This is a genomic window from Cellulomonas sp. GTC20042, assembly GCF_055389595.1.
Genome location: NZ_AP043678.1, coordinates 398484 through 424658, shown reverse-complemented (window position 1 = coordinate 424658; position 26175 = coordinate 398484). Strand labels below are relative to the sequence as shown.

Here is a 26175-nt window from a genome sequence, read left to right as displayed (position 1 = left end):
CGACCCACCCCTTGCCGCCTCACCAGAAGGACCCCTGTCATGGCTCGTGCTCTCCTCGCCCGACACGCCGTCGCCGCGGTGACCCTGCTCGCCTGCGTGCTCGTGGCACCGCCCGCGCTCGCCGATGACTCCGGGACCCGTCCCGGGGCGCCCGAGCTGCTCGCCGACTCGGTGCTCGCCACCCCGGACGAGGTCGCCCAGATGGGAGGGACCCCCGACCAGGTCGCGCAGCAGGAGGAGGCGTGGGCGTCGCTGCCGGCCGACACCCGTGCCGCGCAGGCGTCCCTGAACGCCTCCGAGCACGCGCTGGCCGAGGACGCCTTCGCGAACATCCAGCCCTCCGCGCCGTCCTTCGCCGGTGCCGCGTCCTCGCTCGTCGCCGCGGCCTCGGCGGGGCCGCACGTGTGCAGCGGCGACAACTGGTACAAGGTCGACAACTTCGGGATCCTGCCGACCAACTGCTTCTACGGCACCGGTACCTACAGCATCATCAAGTTCGTCGAGGGCTGCGGTGACGGCTCGGTGCGCCTGTGGCCGGGTGACTACCAGGGCCGCGTCTACTACTACTTCGGCAAGACGTTCTACTGGTCGACGACGCGTGGCCCCGGCGACCACAGCTGGCACGCGTTCTCGATGAGCTATGACCAGTGCCTGAGCGTGCAGAAGGTCCAGCTGTACTAGCCCGAACCCAGCCTGGTCGGCCGGCCCCGGCGCGGCCGACCAGGCTGCCGCAGAGGAGATCCACCGCCATGCGTCCTGACCACACCCCCTCGCGCACGACCGCCGGGATCCTCACCGCTGGGCTCTTGACGCTCCTCGCCGCGTGCGCATCGACCCCACTGGGCACAGCGCCGCCCACGGCGGGCTCGTCGACCGCACCCCAGGCCACGAGCCCGGCGACCCCGAGCACCCATCCGTCGCTATGCGCCGAGTTCCCCGCCCGCGCGCCGATCCCCGGCGACCTCGAGGGCTTCTTCAACGCCACACCCGCCGACGAGAACGGCGACGTCATCACCGACCCCGCCCTGTGGACCGACCCCCGGATGCTCGCGCATCCCCGCGTCGCGCTGGTGAGCACGGACACCGGCACCGTCATCACCACCTACGACCGCGTCGCCTGCGGCGAAGACCGCGACTACGTCGCAAGCCCGGGCGCCGACTGGCCCCGCGGCAGGACCGCTGTCGTCGACATCGACACCGGCGAGGTGATCGAGTTCGCCGCCGCGTCGTGAGGAACGACGAAGGCCCGGCACCTCGTCGGTGCCGGGCCTTCTGCTGTGCGCCCGGAGGGACTCGAACCCCCAACCTTCTGATCCGTAGTCAGATGCTCTATCCATTGAGCTACGGGCGCATCGGCCCTCGGAAGGGCCGTGGAAGACAGTACAGGGTCGCAGGCCCCACGCCCAAACCCGATCCGCGAGACGTGCGCCACGCGCATCCGACCCACCCGTCCGGCGCAGCGCGACACGCCCGTGCCGCACATCACCCCGGTGCGCAGAACCGCCCGCCCACCAGCCCTCGGCCGCCCGCATGGGACCTACGGCCCAACCCGTCCGACAGCCCTAGATCTAGCGTCAGGACTGCATTCGAACTACTACATCTAGTCGTTCCGCTCCCCGCAGCGCACCAGCACACCTCACCGCCAGACCAGTTCCGGCCGGAGGTGTGCTCTCGTCGTCGCTCGCCCACGGGGGCCGGACCCGGCGAAGGAAGGCGCACCATGCAGCAGACCCGGTCTCCCGAGGTGTCGGCCCCCGAGGCGGCGACGGCTCGGAACGGACTGATGGTCGCCAAGCGGGACGGCCGCCGGCTGCCCTTCGACGACGCGCGGATCTACGCGGCGCTGGCGAAGGCGTTCCGCGAGGTGCACGGCGAGCCGAACTCGGTGACGCACCGCAGCCTCACCGAGCTGGTGCAGCGGATCGACCGCGAGCTCGCGGAGCGCTTCCCGACGGACGTGAAGATCTACGAGATCCAGAACGTCGTGGAGCACGTGCTGCTGGACTCGCACGAGTACGCGGTGGCGGAGGCGTACATCTCCTACCGGGTGCAGCGCGACTTCTCGCGCAGCAAGGCCACCGACATCAACCACTCGATCGTCCGGCTGATCGGCAAGGACGAGACGGTCGTCAACGAGAACGCCAACAAGGACAGCGACGTCTTCAACACGCAGCGCGACCTGACCGCCGGCGCGGTGGGCAAGGCGATCGGCCTGAAGATGCTGCCGCCGCACGTCGCGAACGCCCACCAGAAGGGCGACCTGCACTACCACGACCTCGACTACCACCCCTACGCGCCGATGACGAACTGCTGCCTCATCGACTTCCAGACGATGCTGAGCCGCGGTTTCCGGATCGGGAACGCCGAGGTGGAGCCGCCGCGCTCGATCCAGACGGCGACGGCGCAGATCTCGCAGATCATCGCGAACGTGTCCTCCAGCCAGTACGGCGGCTGCTCGGCCAACCGGATCGACGAGCTGCTGGCCCCGTACGCGGAGCGGAACTTCGAGAAGCACCTGGTCGACGCGGCACGGTGGATCGCGGACGAGGCGCAGCACCGGCAGTACGCCGAGGAGCGCACCCGCAAGGACATCTACGACGCGATGCAGTCGCTCGAGTACGAGATCAACACCCTGTTCACCTCGAACGGGCAGACGCCGTTCACGTCGCTCGGCTTCGGCCTGGGGTCGAGCTGGTTCGAGCGGGAGATCCAGAAGGCGATCCTGCGGATCCGGATCGACGGCCTCGGCAGCGAGAAGCGCACCGCGATCTTCCCGAAGCTGATCTTCACGCTGAAGCGCGGGCTGAACCTCGACCCGCAGGACCCGAACTACGACATCAAGCAGCTGGCCGTGGAGTGCGCCACCAAGCGCATGTACCCGGACATCCTCAGCTACGACAAGATCGTCGAGATCACCGGCTCGTTCAAGGTGCCGATGGGTTGCCGCTCGTTCCTGCAGGGCTGGGAGGACGAGTCCGGTCAGGACGTGTCCGAGGGCCGGATGAACCTCGGCGTGGTCACGCTGAACCTGCCGCGGATCGCGCTGGAGGCCCAGGGCTCCAAGGAGCGGTTCTGGTCGATCCTCGCCGAGCGTCTGAGCACCGCGCACGACGCGCTGACCTACCGGATCGAGCGCTGCAAGCAGGCGACCCCGGCCAACGCGCCGATCCTCTACATCTACGGCGCCTTCGGGCAGCGGCTGGCCCCGGGCGACTCGGTGGACGCGCTGTTCAAGGACGGGCGCGCCACGGTGTCGCTGGGCTACATCGGCCTGTACGAGGTCGCGGCGGCGTTCCACGGCGGCGCCTGGGAGAGCGATCCCGAGGCCAAGGAGTTCACCCTGGCGATCCTCCGGCACCTCGCCGACAGCACGAAGGCGTGGAAGGCCGAGTCGGGCTACCACTTCAGCGTGTACTCCACGCCGAGCGAGAGCCTGACCGACCGGTTCTGCCGCCTGGACAAGGCGAAGTTCGGCTCGGTGCCGGACATCACCGACAAGGACTACTACACGAACTCGTTCCACTACGACGTCCGCAAGAACCCGACGCCGTTCGAGAAGCTCGACTTCGAGATGGACTACCCGCAGTACGCCTCCGGCGGGTTCATCCACTACTGCGAGTACCCGGTGCTCCAGCAGAACCCGAAGGCGCTGGAGGCGGTGTGGGACTACGCCTACGACCGCGTGGGCTACCTCGGCACCAACACCCCGATCGACCACTGCCTGAAGTGCGACTTCTCCGGTGACTTCACGCCGACCGAGCGCGGCTTCGAGTGCCCGTCCTGCGGCAACGCCGACCCGACCACCTGCGACGTGGTGAAGCGGACCTGCGGCTACCTCGGCAACCCGCAGCAGCGCCCGATGGTGCACGGCCGGCACGTGGAGATCTCCTCGCGGGTCAAGCACATGGAGGGCTCCACCGGGTCCGTGCCGACCGCACGGACCACCGACCGGGGCTGAGGCGGTGCGCGACCCCCGCCCCGGCGAGTGGCTGTCGCAGAAGGTCAGCCAGCGCCACGTGGGCGACTACAAGCCGTTCGTCATGGTGGACGGGGAGGGCGTGCGGTGCAGCCTGTACGTCTCCGGCTGCCTGTTCGCCTGCGAGGGCTGCTTCAACGAGGCGGTGTGGTCGTTCCGCTACGGCACGCCGTACACCGCCGACCTGGAGGACCGGATCCTCGCCGACCTGGCGCAGCCCTACGTGCAGGGGCTGACGCTGCTCGGCGGGGAGCCGTTCCTCAACACCGGGGTCTGCCTGGAGGTGGTCGGCCGGATGCGCCGCGAGCTCGGGCGCACCAAGGACGTGTGGGCGTGGTCCGGCTACACCTTCGAGGAGCTGCTGCTCGACTCGGAGGACAAGCTGGCGCTGCTGCGCGAGGTGGACGTGCTGGTCGACGGGCGCTTCCGCGAGGACCTCAAGGACCTCCGGCTCCAGTTCCGTGGCAGCAGCAACCAGCGGCTGATCGACGTGCCCGCCTCGCTGGCCGCGGGTGAGGCGGTGCTGTGGGAGCGGCGGCAGGACGCCGAGGCGACCTTCGAGCAGATCGAGCGGCGCCGGATGATCTAGGGCGCTCAGCCCAGGTGCCCGCCCACGGCCCCCGCCGCGCCGGCCTGGCCCGCCGCAGCCGCCCCGTGGGTCACCTGCGCCGCCAGCGGCGAGGTGCGCGCAGTCCCGCCGTCAGCGACGTGGTCCGCCTGGGCGCGCAGCGCGAGCACCACGACGCGCGATCCCCCGGCGCGGTGCTGCTCCAGGGTGTCGGCGAGCAGGCGCAGCATCTCCGGCGACTGCGAGCGCTCGACGTGCTGCGTGAGCGCGAGCACGGGGACGAAGAACCGGCGCCGCGCACCGGCGGGCTGCACGGCGAGCAGCAGACCGCCACCGCCGTTCGGCGCCAGCGACGTGCTGGCCGACGGCTCGATCCGGACGCGGCGGGTGGCCCGGCCGTGGCGGGTGACGGTGAGGGTGCCGGCCGCGGGATCGACCCACAGGGCACGCCGGGACAGCCCGAGCACGACCAGCACGATCACCGCCAGCAGCACGACCACGCCGACCCGGTACTCCGGGTACCGCCAGAACAGGTAGCCCTGGGTCAGCAGCAGGAGCACGCCGGTGCCGATCAGCCAGGCGGTGCCGGAGCGGCTGGTGAGCGCCGGGACAGGCACGCCGTGCTGACCGGTCGTCGCGTCCTGGTCCATGAGCCACCTCCCCCGGGACGACGATCGCCCCCGACGCACGACGGTACCGGGGTGCGGGTGGGACGCTTCGGAGCAGGATGATCCGCGTGGCCGACCGGGGGAGGCGACGATGCCGGACGCACCGCGCACGGTCGCGTGGTCCTGGGAGCGCCTCGCCCTCGGCGCGGCCTACGCCCTGCCCGCCCTCGCGGTGGCGACCGCCGATCCGGTGCGGGGTCTCGTCCTGGCGATCGGCGTGCTGCCGGCGGCTGCTGCCGGGTCGGTCGGCCCGCGCCGGGCACGGGTCCGGGTGCTGATGGTCGGCGGGGTCGCCGGGGCGGGGCTGGCGCTGGGCGCGTGGGCGGTGCAGGTGTCGGACGCGGTGGCGGTGCTGGCGGTGGTGGCGGTCTGCCTGGGCGCGGCGGTGGCGACCGCCCGGGCGCCAGGGATGCTCGCGGCGCTCGTCCTGGGGCTCGGTGCGCCGCTGACGGCGGCCGGGCTGTCCGTGCCGGACGCGCGCACGGCGGTCGAGGGGGCGGTGCTGATCGTGCTCGGCTCGTGCTGGGCGTGGCTGGTGTCGCTGGCGCTCCCCGACCGACCCGTCGACCCGCACCCGGCCCGGACGGCGCCCTCGACGGCGGCGGCGCTCGGCTACGGGGCGCAGCTCGCGCTGGCGGGCGGTGCGGCGGTGGCGATCACGCTGGCGCTCGGGCTGGACCACCCGGGCTGGGCGGGCACCTCGGCGCTGCTGGTGAGCCGTCCGGCCTGGGCGGAGCTGCGGGCGCGCGGGGTGGAGCGCTCCGCGGCGGTGCTGGCCGGGGCGCTGCTGGCCTGCGCGGTCGCGGCGGCCGACCCGCCTTCGTGGGTGCTGGCGGTGCTGCTGCTGGCGGCGATCGGCGGGGCCGCGGCGACGGCGGGCAGCCGCCGGTACGTCACGCCGTTCTTCAGCACGCTGCTGGTGCTGTCGCTGCTGGCGGCCTCGGACGACCGGGCGCCCCGGCACTGGCTCGTCGAACGTGTCGGCGAGACGGTGCTCGGGGTCGCCCTGGCCCTGGGGGCCGCGTGGCTGGCGGCGCGGGTGCGGTCGGCTACTTCACCGCACCCGACGTGATGCCCGAGATGATCTTGCGCTGCGCCACGATGAAGGTGATCAGCAGCGGCAGGCTCATGAGGATCACGTACGCGAAGATCAGGTGCCAGTTGTTCAGGTACAGCCCCGCGGACGCCACGTCGTAGAGGTTGAGCGGCAGCGTCTCGACCCGGCCGCCGACCACGAAGAACGCGTAGAACACGTCGTTCCAGATGTACAGGCAGATCAGGATGGTCGCGGTGCTCAGCACCGGCACCAGCAGCGGCAGGATCACCGTGCGGAACACCCGCAGCGGCGCGGCGCCGTCGACGCGGGCGGCCTCCTCGAGCTCGACCGGGATCGTGCGGATGAAGCCGGTGACGAAGAAGACCACCGTGGACATGTACATGCCGACGTAGACGCCGACCATGCCGACGATCGACCCGGCGAGGCCGAGCTGGCGCAGCAGCAGCACGATCGTGACGACGGCGGGCGGCAGCACGATCCCGGAGATCGCCAGCGCGTAGAGCATCGCGGACAACCGGGACCGGCGGCGGGCGAGCACCCAGGACGCCAGCGAGCCGAGCACGAGCACCAGGAACACCGAGGGGATCATGATGATCAGCGACCCGAGGAACGCGCCGGGCACGTTCCCGTCCCGCCACACCTCGGCGACGTTCTCGAACAGCTGCCAGTGCTGCGGCAGCGAGAGGTCGGGGCGCAGCGCCTCGGCCTGGGTCTTGCCGGCGGTGACCACGATGATCCACAGCGGCATGCCGACCAGCAGCACGACCGCGAGCAGCACCACGATCGGCTGCACGATCCGCCAGGGACCACGGCGTCCGCCGAAGGACCCGGCACGGGCGGCACGCGACGCGCGCGAACGCGAGGAGTGGGGCGCGACGATGCTCACAGGACGTCCTCTCGACGACGCAGCATCCCGATCACCGGGAAGGCGAGGGCCACGACCACCAGGAACAGCACGAGGCTCATGGTGGTGGCCTGGGCGAACAGGCCCTGGCCGAAGGTGCGGAAGATGAAGATGTTCAGCAGCTCGGTGGAGCGTGCCGGGCCGCCGGAGGTGGTGGCCTGCACGATGTCGAAGCCGTTCATCGAGCCGAGCAGGGCGGTGGCGACGTTGAAGGTCACCGCGGGGGCGATCAGCGGGAACTTGATCTTCCAGAACGTCGTCCACGCGCCGGCGCCGTCGAGGCGGGCCGCCTCCAGCACGTCCTCGCTGATGGTCTTGAGGCCGGCCATGTAGATGAGCATCGGCAGGCCCATCCACTTCCAGGCGTGGATGGTGGCGACGACGACCAGCGTCCAGGTGGTGCTGCCGAGCCAGGCGGTCGTCACCTCCTCGCCGGTGATCCAGCCGAGGATCGCGTTGAGGGCGCCGTCCGGCTTGAGGATCGCCTGGAACACGTAGCCGACGGCCAGCGCGGACATGATCACCGGGATGAAGAACATGACCCGGGCGAACCGGTTGACCCGGGTGTCCCGCTCCAGCAGCAGCGCCAGCAGCAGGCCGAACAGGTTCTGCAGGATCGCCACCAGCACCGCGTAGGTGAGGGTGACGCGCAGCGCGCGGCCGATGTCGCCGTTGCTGAACAGCCGCGTGAAGTTGTCCCAGCCGACGAAGCCGATACCGCTCTTGAAGGACGACCAGTCGGTGAAGGAGTAGACGAAGTTGAACAGCGTCGGCAGGAAGAAGAACACCCCGAGCAGCACGAACGCAGGGGCCGCGAACGACCAGGGGTGGTTGCGGGCGCGCCGGGTGCGGTTGGCCCGCGCGGCGGCGCCGGCGGTCGACGCCTCGGGCGGCCGCGACGGACGGGTGGCGGTGCTGGTGCTCATGGGGTCCTCGGGTGTCCTCGGGGTCCAGCGGTGGACGGGGGTCGCTGCCGGAGGCCGCCCGGACGGACGGCCCCCGGCGCAGGCCGCTAGAAGCCGGCCACGCCCTGCGCGGCGGCGAGCTGGGCGAACTGGTCCTGGGTCTGCTCGGCCACCTGCGCGGGGGTGAGCGAGCCCTGGATCATGTCGCCGAGCCGCAGGTAGAGGTCGGGGTTGGCGACGGCCTCGACCTGCATGGAGCCGGCGGCGCCCTTGAGCGCGTCGGCGACGGAGATCAGCGCGTCCGGCACGGTGGCCGGGGTGTCGACGCCGGGCTGGAGCGAGACGGTGTCCTGCGCGGCGACGAAGTCGGCGTAGCCGTCGCCGAGCCAGAAGGACAGCAGCTGGCGGGCGGCGGCCTCGCGCTCCGCGTCACCGGTGGCGAAGGCGACCAGGGCGTTGGCCTGGTCCGGGATGAAGGTGCCGACGTTGCCGTCCGTGGAGATCGGGAAGAAGCCGATCTTCTGGTTCAGCTCGTCGGTGTCGGCGAGCGACTGGAGCTGACCGAAGAACGAGTTGACCTGCATGACCATGCCGGTCTCGCCGGCGAGCAGCGCGGCGCCCTGGTCCTCGAAGGTGGCGGTCTTGATGTCGTCGTTGAACAGGTCCTCGGCGATCAGGTCCTGGTAGCCGGTGATCGCGTCGATGATCGGGGAGTCGCCGAAGGTGGTCTCGGCGCTGTTCACGTCCTGCCACAGACCGTCCTGCGAGGCCTCGGCCAGCGGGGCCTGCACCCACCACTGGGTGGCCCACGGCGAGCCGGCGTTGCCGCCCATCTCGAAGAACGGGTCCACGCCGGCGGCCTTGAGGGTGCGGGCGTCCTCGACCATCTCGGCCCACGACGTCGGCGTCTCGGTGATCCCCGCGTCCGCGAAGACCTCCTTGTTGTAGTAGACGCCGATCACCGCCGGGCTGCTGATCAGCGCGGCGTAGCGGGTGCCGTCGTAGGAGCCGGTGAGGTCGACCAGCGCGGGCTCCATGTCGTCCAGCCAGGGCGCGTCGTCCAGCGGCTGGAGGTTCTGCTTCGCGTTGATCGCCGCGAGCATCGAGGACGTCGGCTGCCAGAACGCGATGTCGGGCTTGTCGCCGGTGGCGATCTTGGTCTGGACGCTCTGCTCGTAGGGGTCGGTGATCGTCACGACGTCGACGCTGGCGCCGGTGGACTCCTCGAAGGCCTCGACCACGGAGTCCGGCACGGTGTTGGAGTTCTGCGCGGCCCAGATGGTCAGCTCGACGCCGGAGAGGTCGGCGTCCTGCGCGGGCCACGCGGCGGGCTCGCCGCTGCCGGAGCCGGACGAGCCGCCGGCGCCGGGGTCGGAGCAGCCGGCCAGGAGCAGCCCGGCGGCCACGAAGGTGGCGGTCAGGGCGGGGATCTTCTTCATCGGTTCTCCCTCGGGGACAGCCGGCGTCGTCGCCGGCTGGATCACGGATCTACTGCGGGGGTGCTACGGGTGGATCGGGGGGTGGCTCACGCGGATCACGCGGGCCTGCGGGCCGTCGCCGGGCACGTGCACGCGCACCCGGCCGTCGGGCAGCCGCTCGAGCTGCCAGGGGTCGCCGGCCTGCTGCGCGGGGAAGACGACGTCCAGGTCGCCGGCCGGCAGGTCGATCTCCGCCGTGCCCTGCGACCCGCGCCGCCAGACGACAGCCAGGGTCTGCTCGGCGTCGCCCAGCGCGGAGGCCACCCACGGGTCCTGCCAGCGCGGCAGGCCCAGCGGCCAGGACGGCACCGCGCGGTGCAGCCAGCCCTCGTGGGTGCGGGCGAACCGCACCGCCTCGGCGACCAGGGCGCGCTGCGCGGCGTCCATCCGGTCCAGGTGCCCGGACAGGTACAGCCGCCCGGCCAGGCCGGTGCACAGCGTGAAGACGCTCTGCTCGACGGTCATCCCCGGCTGCGGGTAGGCCCAGTTGGCGGCCTGCTCGGGAAGGATCGACACCAGCGCACCGGCGGCGATCGGCGGGTAGAGCAGCGGGTTCTGCTGGTCCGAGGTGGACTGGAGGGTGCTGCGCGAGAGCAGCACGTCGTCGGCGCGCATCGCCCCGGAGGCGCAGTTCTCCAGCAGCAGCGCCGGGTGCCGGCGGCGCACCCCGTCCAGCCAGGCGGCGTGCGCGCGGTTCTGCTCCAGCAGCCCGTGCCCCACGCTGTCGGCGTCCCGGTCGGTGCCCGGCCCGGGCGTCACGTTGTAGTCCAGCTTGAAGTAGCCGACGCCGAACTCGTCGACCAGCCGGTCCACCACGGCGTCGAGCTGCTTGATCACGTCCTCGTGCCGCAGGTCGAGCAGGTAGCGGTCGTGCTCGACGACCCGCTGCCCCCTGCGCAGCAGGAACGCCTCGTCCGGCAGCCGCTCGGCCAGCGGGCTGCGCACGCCCACCACCTCGGGCTCCAGCCAGAGGCCGGGGACCATGCCGCGCTCGCGGATCCGCTCGGTCACCCGGCGCAGACCGCCGTCCGGGAAGCGCGTGGTGGACGGCTCCCACAGGCCGACCGAGTCCCACCAGTCGCCGCCGTCGTCGTACCAGCCGGCGTCGATGCAGAACACCTCGGCACCCACCTCGGCGGCGGCGTCCACCAGCGGGAGCAGCTTGTCGGTGGTGGGGTCACCCATCAGCGTGTTCATGTAGTCGTTGAAGACCACGAAGGGCGCCCGGGCGGCCGCCGCCTCGCTGCGCCGCAAGACCGCGACCTCGCGGTGCCGGCGACGGCGGGCCGCCGTGAGCGCGGCGACGGCGGCGGGCCACGGCCCGGCGACCGGGGTCACGGTGACCGGGACGGTGCTGAACTCCTCGCCCGGGGCCAGGGTGTGCAGCCAGTGGTGGTCGGTGTCGGTCGGGCCGAGCGCGACCAGGGCGAGCACCCGACGGTCGCCTGCACCGAGCCGCTCGCCGATCTCGACCCGCCAGGCGCCGTTGTGCTCGACCTGCCAGCCGAGCGCGATGATGCCGTCGGCGGCGGCCAGCACGCCGCTGGGCACGCGGGTGCCGCTGGACCAGGTGCCGACGCTGGCGATCACCCGCGCCCCACGGCCGTCCTGGTGCTGGTGCCGCGCGAGGTCGAGGTCGAGCACGCCGGCCGGGCCGTCCAGCGGCACCTGCTCCCAGCGGTTCTCCCCCACCCACTCGCTGGTGCCCTCGATCGACACGGTCCGCTCGGCGGGCACCGGGCCGACCGGGTCGGCGAGCGCGATCGAGGAGACCGCCTGCAGGTGCAGCGGCGTGACGCCGTCGTTGCGGACCGTGGTGGTGGCGCGGACCGCGGTGCCCGCGGCGGCCGGGGCGACCTCCAGACGCGTGCGGGCGACCAGACCGGTGACCGGGTCCCGCTGCTCGACGACCACCACCCGGAGGTCGTCCGCCTCGTCCGCGACGGTCACCGCGTCCACCCGCATCCGGGTGCCGATCGCGGTGGCGGTATGGCGCAGGTTGGCGCTGGCGCGGCCGTGCCCGACGGCCAGCACCTCGACCAGCGGCTGCACCGCGCGGGCGGCCAGGTCCTCCGGCGCGGCATCCGCGGCACCGCCGACCAGCGATGCCGGACGGTCCGCTGCCCAGACCAGGTGCAGGGCGGCGGCGCCGTCCCCGAGAGGCTGCACGTGCAGCCCCGAGCTCTCGCGAGTCATCCTCGACCCCAGTTCTCCGTGCCCCCGACGGGGCGACCGAGGTCCATGAAAGCGCATATCAAACAGAGGACGCAAGTGCCCCGAGTCAGCGTTATCGAGACGTGATGTGCGCTTTCACACCTGCGAGTGACGGTGCGGCCCGGAGGACGCGCGCACCACCAGGTCCGGCACCAGGCGCGCCGAGACGACCTGCCCGTCCGACGCATCGGCCGCGTCGGCGGCACCCTGCCCGCCCGTCGCTCCCGCGCTCTCCCGCAGCTCCGCGAGCAGCCGGAACGCCTCACGCCCCAGCCGGACGAAGTCCTGCCGCACGGTGGTCAGCGCCGGGGCCCACAGCACGCCGAGCGGGTGGTCGTCGAAGCCGATCACCGAGACGTCGCCCGGCACCGCGCGCCCGCTCTCCTGCATCGCCCGCATCAGGCCCATCGCGAGCTCGTCGTTGCCGCACAGCACCGCGGTCACCGCCGGGTCGCGGGCCAGCCGCAGCCCCGCCTCGTAGCCGGACATCGGCGACCAGTCGGCCTTGGCCACCGGCGGCACCGGCGCACCGGCCTCCTGCAACGCCTCGCGCCAGCCGACCAGCCGGGAGGACTCGCGCCCCACCGAGGGGATCGCCACGTGGTGCACGGTCTCGTGCCCGAGGTCGAGCAGGTAGCGGGTGGCCGCCGCCGCCCCGACCCGGTCGTCCATGTAGGCGTGCACCACGTCGTCGTCCGCGCGGCTGCCGGCGGCCACCGCCACCAGGGGCACCCAGTCCGGCACCGCGGCCAGCGCCGCCGCGCCCGGCGGGTCGTACTCCAGCACCACGGCCCCGGCGATCGGCTGGCTCAGCGCCAGGTCCACCGCCGCGTCGACCACCTCACGCTCGTCGGTCTCGACCACGCAGATGATCACCATGTACCCCGCGGCGCGAGCGGCCTCCTCGATCCCCTGGATCGTGGACGCGTAGCCGTAGCGGGTGGTGTCGCCGGTGACGATCGCGATCATCCGCTGACCGCCGGCCGCGAGCGCCCGCGCGGCCCCGTTGCGCCGGAAGCCGAGCCGGGTGATCGCCGCGTGCACCCGCGCCTCGCGCTCCGGGCTGACCTTCGTCGAGCCGGTGAGCACGCGGGAGACGGTCGGCACGCTGACACCCGCCTCACGCGCGACGTCGGCGATCGTGGGCTGCTTTCCGGGGACTGGACGGGCCACCGTCACAACCTAGGGGACTCAGCGGGCGAACTTGGCCGTCGCCGGTTGCGACCGGCGTCCTGCTGCCGATAGTGAGGGGATGTCCCCAGCCCGGTCCCGCGCTCTTCTCGGTGCCGCCGCGATCGTCTCGGCGGGGCTGGTGGCGACGTCCGGCGCCATCGGGGCGGCCCTCGCCGGATCCGCAGCGCTGCTGGTCGCGGCCCTGGCCGGGGTCGTCGTGCTCGGCCCCGCCGCAGCGGCGACGACCGTCGACGCCCACGGTGCCTGGCGCTGGACCCGCCGGGGCTGCTGGTGGCTCGGGGCCGGTGCGCTGGTGGACCTGCTGCTGTCCGGGGCGTCGCTGCCGGGGGCCGGCTGGGGTGCGAGCGCGGGCTGCCTGGGGTTCGCGGCGATGCTCTACCAGGGGCTCGTGCGCTGGAACCGCTACCGGACCGCCCTGCACGATCCCGGCGACTGGCTCAACGGCGCCGGGGCGTGGGCGGTGGCCGCTGCGGTCGTGCTCCTGGTGGTCACCCACCTGCCCGGGGCGCCGGACACCCTCGGGCTGCCGCTCGTGGCGTCGGTCGCCCGGCTCGCGATTACGCTCGTGGTGCTCGGCGCCGCCGCGACCGTGCTGGCCATCGCCGGCCTGGGGCGCGACCGCCGGGCCCTGCTGATCGTGGTCGCCCTCGGGCTCGTGACGGCGGCCGAGGTCGTCGTGCTGGGGCGCGCCGTCGCGGGGGCTCCCGGATCACCCTTGCCCGTGGTGCCGGCCGCGGTCTGGACCGTGCTGGTCCTGGTGGTGTCCGCGACGAGCACCCTGCGCCCGGGCCCCGCCTCCACCGGCTACGCCTCCTCCCAGGCGACGTCTGCCGGCTCCGTGGTGGTGGTCGGCCTCGGGGTGGTCGTCCTGCTGGTGCACGCACTGGCCGACGACCCCTCGGACCTCGTCACGGTGCTCGCCGCCGCCGGGGCGCTCGCCGCCGGCACCCGCGTGCTACGCCTGGTGCGTGACCTCGCCTCGCTGGCCTCGACCCGGATCGAGGCGCGCACCGACGCGCTGACCGGCGTAGCGAACCGGCGGGCGCTGGTCGAGGCGGTCGACACGTTCTCCGCCCGGGCGCAGGGCGCGGCGCTCGTGGTGATCGACCTCGACCGGTTCAAGGAGGTCAACGACCGCTACGGCCACCAGGTCGGTGACCGCGTGATCCGCCTCCTGGCGGACCGGCTGCAGGCCGAGCTGCCCGGCGGGGCGCTGCTGGCGCGGCTGGGCGGCGACGAGTTCGCGGTCGTCCTGGAGGACCCCGACCCGGACCGCGCCTCGGCGATCGCCGAGCAGGTGTGCGAGGTGCTGGCCCGTCCCGTGGACCTGGACGGACGCGTGGTCCAGGTCGCGGCGTCCGTCGGCGTCGCCAGCACCGCCCTGGGCGAGCACCGCGACGGCGAGCTGCTGCGGTGCGCCGACACCGCGATGTACGTGGCCAAGCGCGACGGCGGCGGGGTGCGGCTCTACGACCAGGCCGCCGACGCACGCGGCCGGGCCCGCGCGCAGACCGCGGACCAGCTGCGCGCGCTGCTCGCGCACAGCAGCGAGCACGCGGGACGGCTGGTGCTGCACTACCAGCCGCAGGTCGACGCCGCGGACGGTCGGCTGCGGGCGGTGGAGGCGCTGGTCCGCTGGGAGCACCCCGATCGCGGCCTGCTCCCCCCGGCGGAGTTCCTCGACCTGGCCGAGGAGCAGGGGCTGATGATCCCGCTGACCTGGGAGGTCCTGGGACAGGCGACCCGGCAGCTCGCCGCCTGGCGGGCCGTCGACCCCGGCCTCCGGCTCGCGGTGAACCTGTCCACCTCGAGCCTGGAGCACCCCGGGCTGCTGGACGTGCTGCGGGCGGCGCTGGACACGGCCGGGCTCCCGCCGAGCAGCCTGGTGGTCGAGATCACCGAGACGAGCCTGATGCACCATCCGGAGCTCGCGATCGCGGTCACTCGGCAGATCCGCGCCGCCGGCATCGGGATCAGCATCGACGACTACGGCACCGGTTACTCCTCGCTGGCCTACCTCGACGGCCTGCCCGCCCAGGAGCTCAAGCTGGACCGCTCCTTCATCGCCAAGCTCACCACCGACCCCCGCACGCGGGCGATCGTCGCCGGCACGATCGCCCTGGCCCACCAGCTCGACCTGGAGGTCGTGGCCGAGGGCGTCGAGGACGACGAGACGCGCGCGGCGCTCGCCGAGCTCGGCTGCGACCGCACGCAGGGCTACCTGCACGGGCGGCCCGCCGCTGCCGCGGACCTGCGCGCGTGGTTCCCGCAGGAGCCCGGCGTCCCGGCGCCCTGAGCGGGCGTCGGGCAGGCGTCGGGTGTCGGGCGGGTGTCGGGTGTCGGGCGGGTGTCGGGCGTCAGCCCGCGAGCGCCTCCCGCAGACGCGCCGCCTGCCCGGCCAGGAACTCCGCGGAGCCCCGCAGCTCGACCACGGCATGAGCGGTCGCGCCGGCCGCCGTGGCCACCGCCCCGACGTCCCGGCTCATCCCGTCCGCCACCGCCGCCTGCTCCTGCACCGACGTGGCGATGCCCGCCTGCTGGGCGCGCACCCCGTCGATCCGCTCGACGATCTCCCCGATCGCCTCGGTCGCCCGGTCCGTGGTCGCCGTGATCGCCTCCACCATCCCGGTGATCTCGTCGGTGGCCTCGTGCGTGCGGTCGGCCAGCGACTTCACCTCGCCGGCGACGACGGCGAACCCGCGGCCCGCCTCCCCCGCACGGGCGGCCTCGATCGTGGCGTTCAGCGCCAGCAGGTGGGTCTGCTCAGCGATGCTCGTGATCAGGCGGCTGACGTCACCGATCCGGACGACCACCTCGGACAGCTCGGCCAGCCGGTCGCGCGCGGTCGTCGCGGACTCCACCGCCCGTCCCGTCCCCGCCGCAGCGGCATCGGTGCCGGCGGCGATCTCGTGGATGCTGGCGGACATCTGCTCGGAGGCCGCCGCCACCGAGGCCGCGCGGGCGGACACGTCCTCGGCGTCCGAGGCCAACCGGTCGCCGACCGCGGTCAACGAGCCGGAGGAGTCCAGGAGCTCGGCGGCCACCTGGTGGGTCGCCTGCTCGTGCGCCTGCTGGGCCGTCACGTCCTCCCAGACCCCCACGAAGCCCTCCGGGAGCCGGTCCACGACGACCTTGAGCTCCACCGACCCGCTCTCGACCGGCACGGAGAGCACCGTCTCGGCGGGGAAGGTCCGCTCAGACCGCACGACCTCCGCCAGACGGTCCCGCAGGGCATTCATGACGTGCGCGCCGTGCCGGCGCACGATGCTCCCGGACAGCGCGTCACCCGCACGGTTGCGCTGCACGATCGTGCCGCCGGAGTCCACCACCACCAGCGGCACGGGCAGGGCGTCGAGGACGGCGTGGGCGCCGATCCTGGCGACGAGCGGGGCGACGCCGGCGGGCGCGGCGTGGCGACGGGACGCGAACATAGGGGCCTCCTTGGCCGGGTGTCACCCTCTGGATCGGGCAGGACCGCGCCGGTGTGACCAGTTCGGATGCACCCGCGACGCTCCCGATCCCCGTGCGCAGCCGGCCGGGCCGATCAGGGCGGCGGAGTCGAAGCCCGGAGGGCGTGCCACGGCACCCTCACGCCCGGGGCGCCGCCGCCGTCAGCCGCGCCACGTGCAGGCTCAGGTACAGCAGCTCCTCCTGGTCCACGGTCCAGTCGAACAGATCGCCCAGCAGCGCGCCGATCCGCACCGCCGAGGCGTACTGCCGGGGCTTGGAGGTCCGCACCGCGTCGAGCAGCACGTCGGCGTCTCCCCCGGCCTCGACCAGCCGGCTGGCGACGGCGTCGGGCACCGGCACCGGCCCGGACGCCGAGGAGCGGGCGCGGACGAACAGGAAGCGCAGGTGCGTGATGAACCGCGCGACCTCCACCGAGCCCTCGTCGAACCGGATGCCGTACTCCTCGTCGATGATCTGCAGGATCGCCTGCAAGGCCTCGGTCATCCGGACGTACTCGCGCATGTCGTCGGAGCCGAACTGCGCGTTGACGAAGTGCATGGCGATCGGCACCGCCTCGGACGCGGGCAGCCGCACGCCGGTGCGCCGCTCGACGATGCCCAGCGCCTCGCGGCCGAACTCGAGCTCGGCCGGGTACAGGTAGGACAGCTCGGAACGCAGCGGGTACTCGACCCCCTTGCCCTCGGCGGCCCGGCGCAGCGCGAAGCCGAGGTGGTCGGCCAGCGGGATCAGCACCCGGGCGGACACGTGCGGGCCGAGCCGGTCGCGACCGGCGCGCATGACCTCCTCGGAGACGGCCACCGCCTCGATCGAGATCTCCTCGACCATGGCGGCCAGCCGCTCCAGCGACCCGATGCCGTCGGGCACGAAGGTGCGCTGCACCGCGGCGGGGTCCACCTCGTCGCCGGGCGAGGTGCGGAACCCCAGACCCGGCCCGAGCAGGATCACCTCGGTGCCGGTGTCGTCGACACCGAGCACGACCGAGTTGTTCAGGACCTGCTTGACGCGCATGCGCCCTCCCACCGGCATCGCCCTCGACGCCGTTGATCGATGATGGTCACAACCGCCCGCCGTTGCTCGCGATGACCTGCTGGTACCAGGCGAAGGAGTCCTTGCGGTACCGGCCGAGGGTGCGCAGGTCGTCCTCGTCGCGGTCGACGTAGATGAAGCCGTAGCGCTTGCGCATGCCCTGGTGGGTGGACACCAGGTCCAGCGCGGACCACGGGCAGTAGCCGATCACGTCGACGCCGTCGGTGATCGCCTGCTGGATCTGCGCGACGTGGTCCCGCAGGTAGGCGATCCGGTACGGGTCGTGCACGGAGCCGTCCGCCTCCAGCACGTCCGGGGCGCCCAGGCCGTTCTCGGTGACCAGCAGCGGCAGCCGGTAGCGGTCGTAGATCTGCCGGAAGGTGGTGCGGAAGCCGACCGGGTCCATCTCCCAGCCGAAGTCGCTCACGGTCAGGTGCGCGTTGGTGACGCCGCGGTACACCCCGGCCTCGCCGATCAGCAGGTGCTGGTCGTGCGAGCCGCCCTTCTCCGGGCCGTCCGGGTCCGGCGCGCCGACGGTGTGCGAGGTGTAGTAGTTGAAGGCGATGAAATCGGGTCGGCCGGCGGCGAGGTCGGCCAGGTCGCCGGGCAGGATCTCCGGGCGCCAGCCGCGCTCGCCGAGGTACGCCCAGACGGTCGGGTTGTAGACGCCGTGCACGGCGGCGTCCAGGTAGAGCCAGTTGCGGATGGCGGCGAAGTCGTCGGCGGCCACCACGTCCAGCGGGTCCGGCGAGGCCGGGTAGACGCAGGCGATGTTCGGCGCGGGGCCGACCAGCGCACCGGGCACCTCGTGCACGGCCTGCATGGCACGCGCCTGCGCGACGAGCATGTGGTGGTTCTGCTGGTAGACCTCCCGCCACGGGTCGTCGCCGGTGGGCTGCTCGATGCCCAGCGCCGTGCCGAACAGGATCATCACGTTCTGCTCGTTGATCGTCAGCCAGCGGCGGACCCTGTCGCCGAAGGCGGCGGTGAGCACCCGCGCGTAGCGCTCGAAGGCGTCCACGGTGGCGCGGTCCGACCAACCGCCCCGCTCGGCGAGCGCCTGCGGCAGGTCGAAGTGGTACATCGTCACGATCGGCTCGATCCCGGCGGCGAGCAGCGCGTCGATCAGCCGGTCGTAGAACGCCAGCCCCGCCGCGTTGACCGGGCCGTCGCCGTCCGGGATCACCCGCGACCAGGAGATCGAGAACCGGTACGCCCGCAGGCCGAGCTCGGCCATCAGCGCGACGTCCTGCTCGAAGCGGTGGTAGTGGTCGGAGGCGACGGTGTAGTCGGCGATCCCGGACGGGCGGTCGGTGCGGGCGTCGATCACGGACGGGCCCTTGCCGTCGACGTCGCTGGCCCCCTCCACCTGGTAGGCGGAGGTGGAGGCGCCCCAGAGGAACGCCGGCGGGAACGGTCGCACGGTGCGGTGCTGCACGGGGGTCCTTCCTCAGATCTCGATCGTGACGACGGGGTCGCCGGCGGTGACCGGTCCCGGCACGTGCGGCTGCACGGCGGTCAGCGCGGCGGCGTTCGTCACCACCAGCACGACGGTGGTCGGCAGCCCCTCCGCGGCGACGCCGGCCAGGTCCACCCGCACCAGCGCGTCCCCGGCGGCGACCTGCTGCCCCGTGGTCACCAGCGGCTCGAAGTGCCGGCCGTCCAGGGACACCGTGTCGATGCCGACGTGCACCAGCAGGTCCACCCCGGAGGCCGAGCGGATCCCGTAGGCGTGCGGCATCGCGGAGACGACCGTGCCGGCGACCGGCGCGACGACCGTGCCGTCGGTGGGACGGACGGCGGTGCCGGGGCCGATCAGGCCGGCGGAGAACGCCGGGTCCTCCACCTCGGCCAGCGCGATCGCAGTGCCGGTGACGGGTGCGCCGACCTCGGTCACGGTCTCGACCGGCTCCGGCGCGGCCTCCCGGCGGCGGCGGCCGAACAGGGGGCGGCGGCCCTCCACGTCGTTCGTGGGCATCGGATCTCCTTCTGCGGTGCGGGGTGTGACGGCGCGGGGGCGCACGTCAGAGGTTCATGGCGTAGGTGTGGCCCTCGAAGACGGCGTCCATGATGATCCGCGGGCGCACGCAGTCGCCCACCGAGACCGTCTCCGGCGTGATCCCGTAGAACGCCTGCGCCAGGTCGGACTGCGGGCGCATGCCCACCGAGAGCACCACGTGGTCGGCCGGCAGCCGGTGCTCCACGTCGTCGGCGTCCGCGATCACCACGGCGTCCGGCTCCACCCGCAGGCAGCGGCTGCCCAGGCTGAACCGCAGCGAGGGGGTGTCCTCGATCTTCTGCCGCAGCGCCTCGCGGTACAGGGTGTTGCCCTGCGGGGCGTAGGTCTGGCCGATGTCGACCATGGTGACGTCCTTGCCGCGCAGCCGCGCGAGCTCCAGGCCGATCTCGGTGCCGATCGCTCCCGCGCCGACGACCACCACGCGGTCGCCGATCTCGTCCTCGCGCAGGATCGCCTCGTTGCCGGTCATCACGTGCGGCAGCTCCAGCCCGGGGATCGGCGGGCGGACCTCGGTGGCGCCGACCGCCAGCACCAGCGCGTCCGGGCGCAGGTCACGCACCATCTCCGGGGTGGCCTCGACGCCGGTGCGGACGTCCACCGACGAGTTCTTGATCTGGCGCAGCAGGTACTCCAGGTACGCCTTGATGTCCTGCTTGTAGTGCTCGCGGGCGACGTACTGCAGCTGGCCGCCGAGCACGTCCTCCTTCTCCAGCAGCACCACCTCGTGCCCCCGCTTGGCCGCGGTGAGCGCCGCGGTGATGCCGCCGGGGCCGCCGCCGACCACCACGGTCCGGCGCGGGCGCGGGGTGATCGACAGCGTGCGCGGCACGAACTCCTCGTTCCAGAACCGCGGGTTCACCGAGCAGCCGACATTCCGGCGGTTGGTGGAGATGTGGTAGCACTGCAAGCACCGGATGCACGGCACGATCTCGTCCGCGCGCCCCTCCTGCGCCTTGCGCGGCCACTCCGGGTCGGCGATCAGCGGGCGACCCAGCGCCACCATGTCGACCAGCCCGCCGGCGATCAGCCCCTCGGCCTCGTCCGGCGTCATGATCGCGCCGACCACGCTGACCGGGATGTCGACGTTGCGCTTCACCTCGGCCGCCCACGCCACGTTCGGCATGTGCTCCTCGAAGTTGGTCGTCGCCAGGTGCACGTTGCCCTGGATGCCGATGTCCACGCCCGCGGAGATCTGCACGGTGTCGATGTACTGCTGCGCCTGCTGGATGAACGCCAGGGTGTCCTCGAAGGAGATCGAGTTCTCCATCCACTCCACGGCGCTGATCCGCATGTCCACCGGGAAGCCCGGTCCGACCGCCTCGCGCACCGCACGCAGGATCTGCAACGGGAACTTGGAGCGGTTCTCCAGCGAGCCCCCGTACTCGTCGGTGCGGAAGTTGGTGCGCGGCGAGAGGAACTGCGCGGGCAGCCAGCCGTGGCCGAAGTGCAGGAACACCAGGTCGAAGCCCAGGTCACGGGCGTTGCGCGCGGTGGCGCCCCACATCGCCGCGACGTCGGCCATGTCCTGCTCGGTCATGCCGCGCACCTCGACGCCGTCCTCGCGGACGAAGGACACCGGCCCGCGGGCGAAGTCCTTGACCCGGGCGTGCAGGCCGCCGTGGAAGATCTCCAGCGACGCCTTGGCCCCGGCCTGGTGCGCCATCAGCACCCGGCGCCGGGTGGACTCGACCTCGTACTTGAAGAACGCGTCCGGCTCGTCGCCGCTGGAGTACGAGGAGCGGCCGGGCTCGACGATCGCGTGCCCGGTGATCACGATGCCCGCGCCGCCGAGGGCCTTGTCCTCGAAGAAGTCGCCCGTCGGTGTCGCCACGATGCGGTTCTTGGTCATCACACGACCCAGGCGCAGGGGCGAGAACAGGTGGGGGTAGTCCATGAGGGGCCTTCCGGTGGTGCAGCGGGCGGGCGGTTCGGGTGCGGGCGGTGGCGGGGCCCCTCGGGGGTGGGACGCCCCGCCACCGTCCGGGTCAGCGCGCGGCGACGGGCTCCGCGGCGGTCGCCGGCTCGATGCCGGTCACGTCCGCGGCGGTGCCGGGACGACGCCGCTCGAGCAGCAGCGTCACCAGGAAGCCGACCGCGATCGAGGCGAACACCGCGACGAAGTACGGCACGGCGCGCGGCGAGGCCAGGAACGCCGGGGCGCCCAGCACGCCGGAGAACGCGAAGGCGGTCACGTAGACGTCGAACAGGCCGCAGATCAGACCGCCGACCAGGCCGCCGGCGATCACACCGACGAAGTACTTCTTGCTCTTGACGATCACGCCGTAGATGCCGGGCTCGGTGATGCCGGCGATGCCGTTGACGAACGCCGCGGAGCCCGCGACCGTCCGGGTGGCCTTGTCCTGGCTGACCAGCAGCACCGCGAGCAGCACGCCGAGGATCGCGTAGTTGCCCATGCCGCCCGCGGCCAGCGCGTACTCCTTGCCCTGGTCGGCGAGGATCGCCAGCAGCAGCGGGGTGACCAGCCAGTGCGCGCCGATCGCGATCACGAAGACGAAGAACCCGCCGAAGATCACGGACAGGATCACCGGGTACTGCACCAGCCAGTCGTAGCCGGTGGCGACACCGTTGGCGATGGCGAAGCCGATCGGGCCGAACACCAGCAGCATCAGCGGGACCATCACGACCAGCGAGACCACCGGCACCAGCAGCAGGTGCAGCAGCTGCGGCAGCACCTTCTTCAGCCCGCGCTCCAGGTAGGCGAACGCCCACATGCCGATGATGATCGGGATCACCGTGTTGGCGAAGGACTGCCCGACGAACGGGATCCCGAGGAAGTTCAGGTGCTCGCCGGTGATGTTGATCGCGGTGAGGTTCGGCTCCATCAGCGCCGCACCGATCGTCGCGCCGACGTAGGGGTTCGCGCCGAACTGCTTGGCCGCGGTGAACGCCAGCAGCACCGGGAAGAAGTAGATCATCGCGTTGCCTGCGGCCGACAGGATCGCGTAGGTGTTCGAGGTGTCCGCCAGCCAGTTGAACTGGACCGCGACCGCGAGCAGACCCTTGATGATGCCGACGCTGGCGAGCACCGGGATGTACGGGGTGAAGATCGCCGAGATCGCGGCGAGCACCCGGTCCAGCCAGGAGCCGCTGGCGGCCTTCGACAGCGTCACGTCCGAGGCGGGGCGCGCGTCGGAGTCGTCGCTGGGCACACCCGGGATCGCCGCCACGGCCTTGTACGCATCGGGCACGCCGGGGCCGATGATCACCTGGAACTGACCCTGCGACTCCAGCACGCCCACGGCCTCGGGCAGCTGCTCGATGCGCTCCTTGTCGGCCCGGGAGGGATCGACGAGCTGGAACCGCAGGCGGGTCGCGCAGTGCGTGACGTGCCTGATGTTCTCAGGCCCGCCCACGGCGTCGACGGTGACGCGAGCGAACTCGGTGTACATGGCTCTTCCTCTCCTGCGGGCCGCTGCGTCGCGACCCGGACACCCGCCCGGCCGGCGGCCGGACGACGAACGGGTGACTGCTCCGTCGCAGTCGAGCACCGGCACACGGAACGGACGACGGCGAGCGCGCCGTGGGCAGGGGGAGCCCGCGGCACGGGTGCCGTCCGGGTGCTCAGGAGGAGAGGGGCCGACCCGCCACCACCGTGGGGAGGGCCGACGGCCACGTCGTCCTGGGGGACCTGGACCGAACGTCCAGGTCTGCCAGGAGGGGGATCCCTGGACCCGGACGCGCGGAAGACCGTGCGCCGGGCCACCGATCTTGCCTCCGAGGAGTAACAACCCTGTGGCCGTGATGAAGCATCGCTTCGAGGCGAGAGCATGCCCCCGAGGACGGCGGCGCCGCAAGTGCGCAGGTCAGATCGGACGGTGCTTCACCCGCGGTACGCCGCGTCCCGCGACACCCCGGAGCCGCGACGCGCCGGGGCGTTTGACGTGGCGCCCGGTGCGGTCGTACAAAGGGCGGACCAGGGTTGTTACTGAGCAGTTCAGGCAAGACCTGAGGCACCGGCGAGCGTCGGAAGCCTCAGGTCTTTTTTGTTGCCCTGGGCGTCCCCCGACGACGGGAGGCGCTGAGATGAGGGAGACCCCCATGCCTCGACGTCGAGCACAGATCGCCACCGCCACCGGCCTGCACGCCCGCCCGGCGTCGCTGCTGACCCGTCGCGTCGCCGAGGGCGGCCACCCGGTGCAGATCGGCCGCGTGGACCAGCCGGCCGTGGACGCCGCCAGCGTCCTCATGGTGATGGGCCTGCGCCTGGAGCACGGCGAGGAGGTCGAGCTGTCCTCCGAGTCCGCCGACGCCGAGGCCCTGCTCGAGGAGCTCGCCACCCTGCTCTCCTCCGACATGGACGCGGTGGCCCAGGCATGACCGCCACCCCCGCCGCCGCCGAGGGCGTCGTGCTGCGCGGGATCGGCGTCGGACGCGGCTGCGCCGTGGCCCCGGTCGCCGTCGTCGCCGCACCCCCGGTCGTCCCCGCCGACGAGCCGGCGCCCGCCGACCCGGAGGCCGAGGCCGCCCGCGTCGCCGCCGTGCTCGCCGAGGTCCGTGACGACCTGCTCGCGCGCTCCGCCGCCGCGACCAACGACGACCTCACCCACATGCTCGAGGCCGCCGCCACCATGGCCGCCGACCCCGCGCTCGCCGCCGAGGCCGGCCGCCTGGTCCGCTCCGGCGTCGGCCCGGCCACCGCCGTGGACCAGGCCGTCGAGGGCTTCGCCGCCGTCTTCACCGCCGCCGGCGGGGACCTCGCCGAGCGCGCCACCGACCTGCGCTCCGTCCGGCACCGCGCCGTCGCCCGCCTGCTCGGCGTGCCCGAGCCCGGGCTGTCCGGCCTGACCGAGCCCGCCGTGGTGATCGCCGAGGACCTGTCCCCCGCGGACACCGCCTCCCTCGACCTGACCCTGGTCGCCGCCATCGTCACCGAGAAGGGCGGCCCGACCTCGCACACCGCGATCGTCGCCGGCCAGCTCGGCCTGCCCTGCGTGGTGCGCACCGCCGGTGTCCTCGACCTCGCCCCCGGCACCCCCGTGCTGGTGGACGCCGCCGCCGGCACCGTCGTGGTCGCGCCCTCCGAGGCCGAGATCGCCGAGGTCGAGCGCCGCGCCGAGAACGAGCGCACCATCGCCGCCCTCACCGGCCCCGGCGCCACCGCCGACGGCCACGCCCTGCCGCTGCTCGCCAACGTCGGCACCCCCGCCGACGCGCGCGCCGCCGAGGGCACCACCGAGGGCGTCGGCCTGTTCCGCACCGAGGTGCTGTTCCTCGACGCCCGCACCGAGCCCACCGTCGCCGAGCAGACCGCCGCCTACGCGCAGGTCGTCGCGGCCTACGGCGGCCGCAAGGTCGTCATCCGCACCCTGGACGCCGGCGCCGACAAGCCGCTCGCCTTCGCCAACCAGGAGGTCGAGGACAACCCGGCCCTGGGCGTGCGCGGCTACCGCCTGGTGCGCAACCTGCCCGGCATCGTCGAGCGGCAGATCGAGGCGCTCGGCGCCGTCGTCTCCGCCCTCCCCGAAGAGCAGCGGAAGAACGTCTGGGTCATGGCCCCGATGATCGCCACCCCGGCCGAGGCCCGCGCCTTCGCCACCGCGGCCCGCGCCGCCGGCATCGTCACCGTCGGCGTCATGGTCGAGGTCCCCGCCGCCGCCCTGCGCGCCCGGGCGATCCTCGCCGAGGTCGACTTCGTGTCCCTGGGCACCAACGACCTCGCCCAGTACACGATGGCCTCCGACCGCCTGCGCGGCGAGCTCGCCGACCTGCTCGACCCGTTCCAGCCGGCCACCCTCGACCTCGTCGCGGCCACCGCCGCCGCGGGCCGGGAGCTCGGCAAGCCGGTCGGCGTCTGCGGCGAGTCCGCCGGCGACCCGCTGATGGCCCTGGTCCTCGCGGGGCTCGGGATCACCAGCCTGTCCATGGCCGCCGGTCGCGTCCCCGCCGTCCGGTTCAGCCTGCACGGCACCACCCTCGACACCTGCGAGGCGATGGCCCGGGCCGCCCTGGCCGCCGACGACGCGGACTCCGCGCGCGCCGCCGTGCGCGCCCTGCTCGACCCGGCCACCGCCGCCACCCTCGGCGCCTGAGACACCCGGGCGGCGGCGGGTCCCCGGTCCTGGGGTCCGCCGCCGGCAGCCCGCGTGGTGGTCGTCGGCCCCCGGCACGCTCTTCGCGTGTGCCGGGGGCCGGCGTGCGTCAGGGGGCGGTGGGCGCCTGCCCGTCGAGGTGCGCGTCGAGGTGCGCCGTGAGGTCGTCCATCGTCCGGTCGAACGCCCCGCCCAGGTCCACGCCGTAGGTGTCCGCCAGGGTCAGCACCGCCCACAGGCAGTCCGCCAGCTCGTGCGCCAGCGCCTCGTCCAGGTCCGCACGCGGACGCACCCCCGCCTTGCCCTGCACCAGCTTCGCCAGGTCACCCACGTCCCCGACCAGGCCGAGCATGATCTCCTCCGGAGACCACGGGCGGCCGAAGCGCGCGGTCTCCACGGCGGCGTAGCGGGCGCGGACGTCCCGGGCACGGTGCTGCATCTGGGCGAGGTCCATGCCGCCCATGATGGCGGGTGGGTGCGGGGCGGCGGGGCCGGTCGGTGGCGGGGAGCTGCGCGGCGTCCTGCCGATCAGCGGCTCGATCGACTGGTCGAACTCCGGGTGCTCCGCGGCGGTCGTCGCGCACCGTGCCGCGTCCCGCTCCATGCGGTCGAGCAGCACGTCTGCGACCATCCCGTCCGACCGA

The 26175-nt window shown here is 73.0% G+C and carries 21 protein-coding genes and 1 tRNA gene; 8 read left to right on the top strand and 14 right to left on the bottom strand.

The genetic code is table 11. From position 1 onward, the window contains the following. The first annotated feature begins 39 nt into the window (after positions 1–39). Both ACZ5HG_RS01945 and ACZ5HG_RS01940 read left to right on the top strand, forming a co-directional pair. Positions 40–681 carry a hypothetical protein gene (locus ACZ5HG_RS01945; protein ID WP_464180110.1) on the top strand — a complete coding sequence of 214 codons (642 nt, stop codon included), beginning with the start codon at positions 40–42 and terminating at the stop codon, positions 679–681. Between the two features lie 68 nt (positions 682–749). Beyond that, complete coding sequence (locus ACZ5HG_RS01940) at positions 750–1232, top strand: hypothetical protein (protein WP_464180109.1); 483 nt, start codon at positions 750–752, stop codon at positions 1230–1232. 46 nt (positions 1233–1278) lie between these two features. On the opposite strand, the gene ACZ5HG_RS01935 is transcribed toward ACZ5HG_RS01940, so the two are convergent. Beyond that, positions 1279–1351, bottom strand: a tRNA-Arg gene (locus ACZ5HG_RS01935). A gap of 369 nt (positions 1352–1720) precedes the next feature. Here ACZ5HG_RS01935 and nrdD point away from each other — a divergent pair. Both nrdD and nrdG read left to right on the top strand, forming a co-directional pair. Further along, the gene (gene nrdD, locus ACZ5HG_RS01930; RefSeq protein WP_464180108.1) at positions 1721–3958 is read left to right on the top strand and encodes an anaerobic ribonucleoside-triphosphate reductase; all 2238 of its coding nucleotides are present in this window, start codon (positions 1721–1723) and stop codon (positions 3956–3958) included. A gap of 4 nt (positions 3959–3962) precedes the next feature. Then, positions 3963–4565 carry an anaerobic ribonucleoside-triphosphate reductase activating protein gene (nrdG, locus tag ACZ5HG_RS01925; protein ID WP_464180107.1) on the top strand — a complete coding sequence of 201 codons (603 nt, stop codon included), beginning with the start codon at positions 3963–3965 and terminating at the stop codon, positions 4563–4565. Between the two features lie 5 nt (positions 4566–4570). On the opposite strand, the gene ACZ5HG_RS01920 is transcribed toward nrdG, so the two are convergent. Continuing rightward, a complete protein-coding gene (locus ACZ5HG_RS01920) occupies positions 4571–5194 on the bottom strand; it encodes a hypothetical protein (protein WP_464180106.1) in 624 nt (207 codons plus the stop codon). Positions 5195–5303: 109 nt separating this feature from the next. Here ACZ5HG_RS01920 and ACZ5HG_RS01915 point away from each other — a divergent pair, with 109 nt between their 5' ends. After that, on the top strand, positions 5304–6284 hold the full coding sequence (locus tag ACZ5HG_RS01915) for an FUSC family protein (protein ID WP_464180105.1): 981 nt from the start codon (positions 5304–5306) through the stop codon (positions 6282–6284). Here ACZ5HG_RS01915 and ACZ5HG_RS01910 read toward each other — a convergent pair. The 5 genes from ACZ5HG_RS01910 to ACZ5HG_RS01890 form a co-directional block, all read right to left on the bottom strand. After that, positions 6262–7155: a carbohydrate ABC transporter permease gene (locus ACZ5HG_RS01910; RefSeq protein ID WP_464180104.1), complete on the bottom strand. Its 894-nt coding sequence runs from the start codon at positions 7153–7155 to the stop codon at positions 6262–6264. The two genes, ACZ5HG_RS01915 and ACZ5HG_RS01910, sit on opposite strands and share 23 nt — an antisense overlap. Beyond that, positions 7152–8099: a carbohydrate ABC transporter permease gene (locus ACZ5HG_RS01905; RefSeq protein WP_464180103.1), complete on the bottom strand. Its 948-nt coding sequence runs from the start codon at positions 8097–8099 to the stop codon at positions 7152–7154. Before ACZ5HG_RS01905 ends, ACZ5HG_RS01910 begins: the two co-directional genes overlap by 4 nt. Before the next feature lie 86 nt (positions 8100–8185). After that, entirely contained in the window at positions 8186–9517 is a 1332-nt protein-coding gene (locus ACZ5HG_RS01900; protein ID WP_464180102.1) for an ABC transporter substrate-binding protein, read from the bottom strand. Positions 9518–9580: 63 nt separating this feature from the next. Then, positions 9581–11752, bottom strand: a complete 2172-nt coding sequence (locus tag ACZ5HG_RS01895) for a glycoside hydrolase family 36 protein (protein ID WP_464180101.1) — start codon at positions 11750–11752, stop codon at positions 9581–9583. Positions 11753–11866: 114 nt separating this feature from the next. Beyond that, positions 11867–12943 (bottom strand): LacI family DNA-binding transcriptional regulator, encoded by a 1077-nt coding sequence (locus tag ACZ5HG_RS01890; protein ID WP_464180100.1) that lies wholly within the window; start codon positions 12941–12943, stop codon positions 11867–11869. Positions 12944–13022: 79 nt separating this feature from the next. Here ACZ5HG_RS01890 and ACZ5HG_RS01885 point away from each other — a divergent pair, with 79 nt between their 5' ends. Beyond that, entirely contained in the window at positions 13023–15260 is a 2238-nt protein-coding gene (locus tag ACZ5HG_RS01885) for a putative bifunctional diguanylate cyclase/phosphodiesterase (protein ID WP_464180099.1), read from the top strand. A 61-nt stretch (positions 15261–15321) separates the two neighbouring features. On the opposite strand, the gene ACZ5HG_RS01880 is transcribed toward ACZ5HG_RS01885, so the two are convergent. From ACZ5HG_RS01880 to ACZ5HG_RS01855, 6 genes are all read right to left on the bottom strand, one after another. Further along, positions 15322–16395: a methyl-accepting chemotaxis protein gene (locus ACZ5HG_RS01880; protein ID WP_464180097.1), complete on the bottom strand. Its 1074-nt coding sequence runs from the start codon at positions 16393–16395 to the stop codon at positions 15322–15324. A 157-nt stretch (positions 16396–16552) separates the two neighbouring features. Beyond that, positions 16553–17443 carry a PRD domain-containing protein gene (locus tag ACZ5HG_RS01875; protein WP_464180096.1) on the bottom strand — a complete coding sequence of 297 codons (891 nt, stop codon included), beginning with the start codon at positions 17441–17443 and terminating at the stop codon, positions 16553–16555. A gap of 46 nt (positions 17444–17489) precedes the next feature. Further along, complete coding sequence (locus tag ACZ5HG_RS01870; protein ID WP_464180095.1) at positions 17490–18899, bottom strand: glycoside hydrolase family 1 protein; 1410 nt, start codon at positions 18897–18899, stop codon at positions 17490–17492. A gap of 12 nt (positions 18900–18911) precedes the next feature. After that, positions 18912–19439, bottom strand: coding sequence for a PTS sugar transporter subunit IIA (locus tag ACZ5HG_RS01865; protein ID WP_464180094.1), 528 nt, complete (start codon positions 19437–19439; stop codon positions 18912–18914). Positions 19440–19485: 46 nt separating this feature from the next. Next, on the bottom strand, positions 19486–21375 hold the full coding sequence (locus ACZ5HG_RS01860; protein ID WP_464180093.1) for an oxidoreductase: 1890 nt from the start codon (positions 21373–21375) through the stop codon (positions 19486–19488). A gap of 91 nt (positions 21376–21466) precedes the next feature. After that, positions 21467–22891 (bottom strand): PTS transporter subunit EIIC, encoded by a 1425-nt coding sequence (locus tag ACZ5HG_RS01855; protein ID WP_464180092.1) that lies wholly within the window; start codon positions 22889–22891, stop codon positions 21467–21469. A gap of 649 nt (positions 22892–23540) precedes the next feature. Here ACZ5HG_RS01855 and ACZ5HG_RS01850 point away from each other — a divergent pair. Continuing rightward, the gene (locus ACZ5HG_RS01850) at positions 23541–23819 is read left to right on the top strand and encodes an HPr family phosphocarrier protein (RefSeq protein WP_464180091.1); all 279 of its coding nucleotides are present in this window, start codon (positions 23541–23543) and stop codon (positions 23817–23819) included. Beyond that, a complete protein-coding gene (gene ptsP / locus ACZ5HG_RS01845) occupies positions 23816–25531 on the top strand; it encodes a phosphoenolpyruvate--protein phosphotransferase (RefSeq protein WP_464180090.1) in 1716 nt (571 codons plus the stop codon). The genes ACZ5HG_RS01850 and ptsP overlap by 4 nt, the downstream gene beginning before the upstream one ends. A gap of 109 nt (positions 25532–25640) precedes the next feature. Here the strand turns inward: ptsP and ACZ5HG_RS01840 are convergent, their stop codons facing one another. Beyond that, positions 25641–26150 carry a MazG nucleotide pyrophosphohydrolase domain-containing protein gene (locus ACZ5HG_RS01840; RefSeq protein WP_464180089.1) on the bottom strand — a complete coding sequence of 170 codons (510 nt, stop codon included), beginning with the start codon at positions 26148–26150 and terminating at the stop codon, positions 25641–25643. Positions 26151–26175: the final 25 nt, after the last annotated feature.